The organism is Allocoleopsis sp. (assembly GCF_036703385.1).
Taxonomy (GTDB): domain Bacteria; phylum Cyanobacteriota; class Cyanobacteriia; order Cyanobacteriales; family Coleofasciculaceae; genus Allocoleopsis.
On record NZ_DATNPA010000533.1, the window covers coordinates 1 to 3,331 of the forward strand.

General features: G+C 45.2%; 3 protein-coding genes. All 3 read left to right on the top strand.

Annotated elements, in window-relative coordinates; genetic code table 11:
- Positions 1–1,982: CHAT domain-containing protein (locus V6C93_RS25940; RefSeq protein WP_333479558.1), on the top strand; the 1,982-nt coding region annotated here is incomplete at its 5' end.
- Positions 1,983–2,512: 530 nt separating this feature from the next.
- Complete coding sequence (locus V6C93_RS25945; RefSeq protein WP_333479559.1) at positions 2,513–2,845, top strand: hypothetical protein; 333 nt, start codon at positions 2,513–2,515, stop codon at positions 2,843–2,845.
- 9 nt (positions 2,846–2,854) lie between these two features.
- Complete coding sequence (locus tag V6C93_RS25950; RefSeq protein WP_333479560.1) at positions 2,855–3,022, top strand: hypothetical protein; 168 nt, start codon at positions 2,855–2,857, stop codon at positions 3,020–3,022.
- Positions 3,023–3,331: the final 309 nt, after the last annotated feature.

A 3,331-nucleotide genomic window follows, 5' to 3' on the forward strand; every position in this document is an offset into this window, starting at 1 on the left:
AACCGGATACTCCTATTAAGATTGCTGGTTTACGTAGCCTCGGCAATGCCTTGCGCGTCGTTGGGAAATTAGATGAATCCCGGCAGGTTTTGCAGCAAAGTTTGGCTTTAGCCCAGCAACTGCAATCTTCTTCTGAGATTAGTGCCATTCTTTTAAGTTTAGGGAACACAGCCCGCACCCAGCAAGACACCAAAGCGGCTTTAGAGTTTTATCAACAGGCAACAGCCTCATCCACCTCACCCCTAAGCCGCGCTCAAGCCCAACTCAATCAACTGAGCTTGTTGCTGGACATGAAGCAAGTCAGCGAGGCTCAGGCATTGGCCTCACAAATCCAAGCTCAAATTTCTAACTTACCCCCGAATCGAGCCGCCGTCTACGCCCAAATTAACTTGGCCCAAAGTCTGACTCGTTTAGGGCAGATGAGTACGACCAGCACGTTCTCATCGAGAGAAATTGGTCAAATCTTAGCCAAAGCCCTGCAACAAGCCAAAACCTTAAACGATGCTCGCACACAAGCTTATGCCTTGGGACAGCTGGGTGCAGTTTACGAACAAACCCAGCAATTTCAAAATGCTCAAGACCTCACCGAACAAGCCCTGTTAATCGCTCAAACCAGTAACGCTCCCGATATTGCCTACCGTTGGCAATGGCAGTTAGGGCGTCTGTTAAAAGCAAGGGGGAATACTAAAGGTGCGATCGCGTCTTACACCGAATCTGTCAAAACCTTACAATCTCTCCGCAGCGATTTGGTCGCTACCAATCCCGAAATTCAATTTTCCTTCCGGGAGGGAGTAGAGCCAATCTATCGGGAATTGGTCGATTTACTCTTACAATCTAGCGAAAGCTCCGAGTCGAATCAAGACAACCTCAAGCAAGCCCGTTCCGTCATTGAATCCCTTCAACTCGCTGAACTCGACAACTTTTTTAAGTCCGCTTGCTTAGCAGGAAAAGCCGTACAAATTGACCAAGTCATTGATCGCGACGACCCCACAGCCGCCGCCGTTTATCCCATTATTTTACCCGATCGCCTGGAAGTTATTCTCAAGTTACCTAAACAGCCCCTACTTCACTATAAAGCGACGGTAACTCAGAGTGAAGTGGAAAAAACCTTACAGGAATTACGACAGGAACTCGTACAACCTGTCACAGCTAGAAAGGCTCAGTCGTTGTCTAAGAAAGTATACGATTGGTTGCTCCGACCGGCTGAGAATGCCTTAGCTCAAAGCCAAGTTAAAACCTTGGTGTTTATCCTCGATGGTGCTTTGCGAAATATTCCAATGGCGGCTCTCCATGACGGTCAACAATACGTTTTGCAAAAGTATGCTATTGCCTTGGCTCCGGGATTGCAATTACTCGCTCCCAAATCTTTAGAACAAACTCAGTTAAAAACTCTAACTGGCGGATTAACCGAAGCTCGTCAAGGTTTTTCTGCCCTAAATAATGTAGCGAATGAAGTAGAGCAAATTAAGGCTGAAGTGCCCAGTACAGTACTCTTGAATCAAGCCTTTACCAGTGCAAGCATCCAGAAAGAAATCAGCTCGGTTCCTTTCCCGGTAGTCCATCTGGCGACTCATGGTCAGTTCAGTTCCAAGTCGGAGGATACCTTTATTCTCACCTGGGACGATCGCCTCAATGTCAATGAATTGGACACCTTACTACGCAGTAGAGACCAACGTCAAACGAATGCGATCGAATTACTCGTGCTCAGTGCCTGCCAAACCGCAAAGGGCGACAAGCGAGCGGCCTTAGGGCTGGCAGGGGTGGCTGTACGCGCCGGAGCTCGCAGCACGATCGCATCGTTATGGTCGATAGACGACGAGAGTAGCGCTGTTTTGATGAGTCAGTTCTACCGAGAGTTAGCTCGTACTACCGTCAGTAAAGCTGAAGCCCTGCGACAGGCGCAGCTTGCTCTATTGCAAAATCCTCAATACCAGCATCCGCGTTATTGGGCACCTTTCGTTCTGGTCGGAAATTGGCTCTAATCTTTTCTCTTTATTATTTCTTTATATTTTTGTAAATTTTAGACAAATCTTATCATTGTGCTGCTACTATAATCCGCAAAAAATCTTTCACACTTTTATAATATAGTCGTTTTTTCAAACACAATAACCAGAGTGTTTGCAGCCAAGTAAAAATTTTGTGTAGTGGAATACATCTTGTAGATGTATCCTATTTTTTCACAAAATATTCACAAAGTTTCCTTACATTCATAATTAAAACAGTATCAATTCAACTCCATATCAACGCTCTCACGGACTCGATTTATGTCGTACTTTGTTGGGGCTTGAGAAAAAAAACTCTCAAAAGTAATCCTGCTTCATCCCCCTTAGGAAAGAATTTCCAACCAGTAACCAAGTTCTGAAATTGCACTTGGTATCTACTCCCCCACCCTACTGCGTTCATCGAAGCGTCAGCCTCATAAGGCGCAAGTCTGGGTGGGGATAGAATTTCTGACTGGGATGGAGCGAAAAACGATTCTGTTAGTGATTGTTGTAAAACCCATTCTAGGAGAATGACGGCAGTAGCCGGAGGAATAGCCATGCTTTGTCATACACAGGAATGCAAGTCTTATGCTGATTTGGCGTTTAAGGCTTTAAGGAACAAAAGACAGCCATTAGTGAAATCCTTAAAGAATTTTCTTAGCACATTTCCCAAAACTGACTTAATCGGTGATATCCTGACAACCGCTCTATATCAACTAGCTGAATCGGATCCAACCGCTTGCCGTTGGACTCTTTGGATTTTGAAAAATTCTTCCGATTTACAACCGTACTTTCACCTGATAGAAGAACCTTTGGATTTGACATTAAAGGAATTGGAAAATAAGGGGGTAGTGTTTAATTAATGTAGAGAATTGATAGTTCTAAGTGGCCTTTACCCAATCTGTACTTGTTTACTGCCCTGCTGTGCTGGAGCAATTGCGCTTGCGATCGCTAACCTCCAGACTGAGCCACCTCTGCTGCGAGAGCGATCGCTATTGATGACTGACCCAGAAATCAGCAGTAAAAATTTGATTATTTGATTAAACTGACAGCAACGTCTTAAAAACCCGTTTTCGTCAAGAAAACGGGTTCTATTTTTGCGATTTTTTGTGACTAGCGGCTTAGGCAGCGTGAAGCGTGATTTTTGTGGTTCTAGCTACCACTCATCCAAACCCATCACTGTCATCCCTCCGACTTACGAGCCAGAGCCTTGCCCCATCATCTTCTTGCAGCAGCAGTCACTTGTTTGTTGTTGCTGAGTGTTGTTGTGGTCTTGTGCCAAACTAACGCCAGCCGTCAGCGTCAGCAATGCCAGACTAACACCCGCTGCACTTAATAAGGTTTTACTA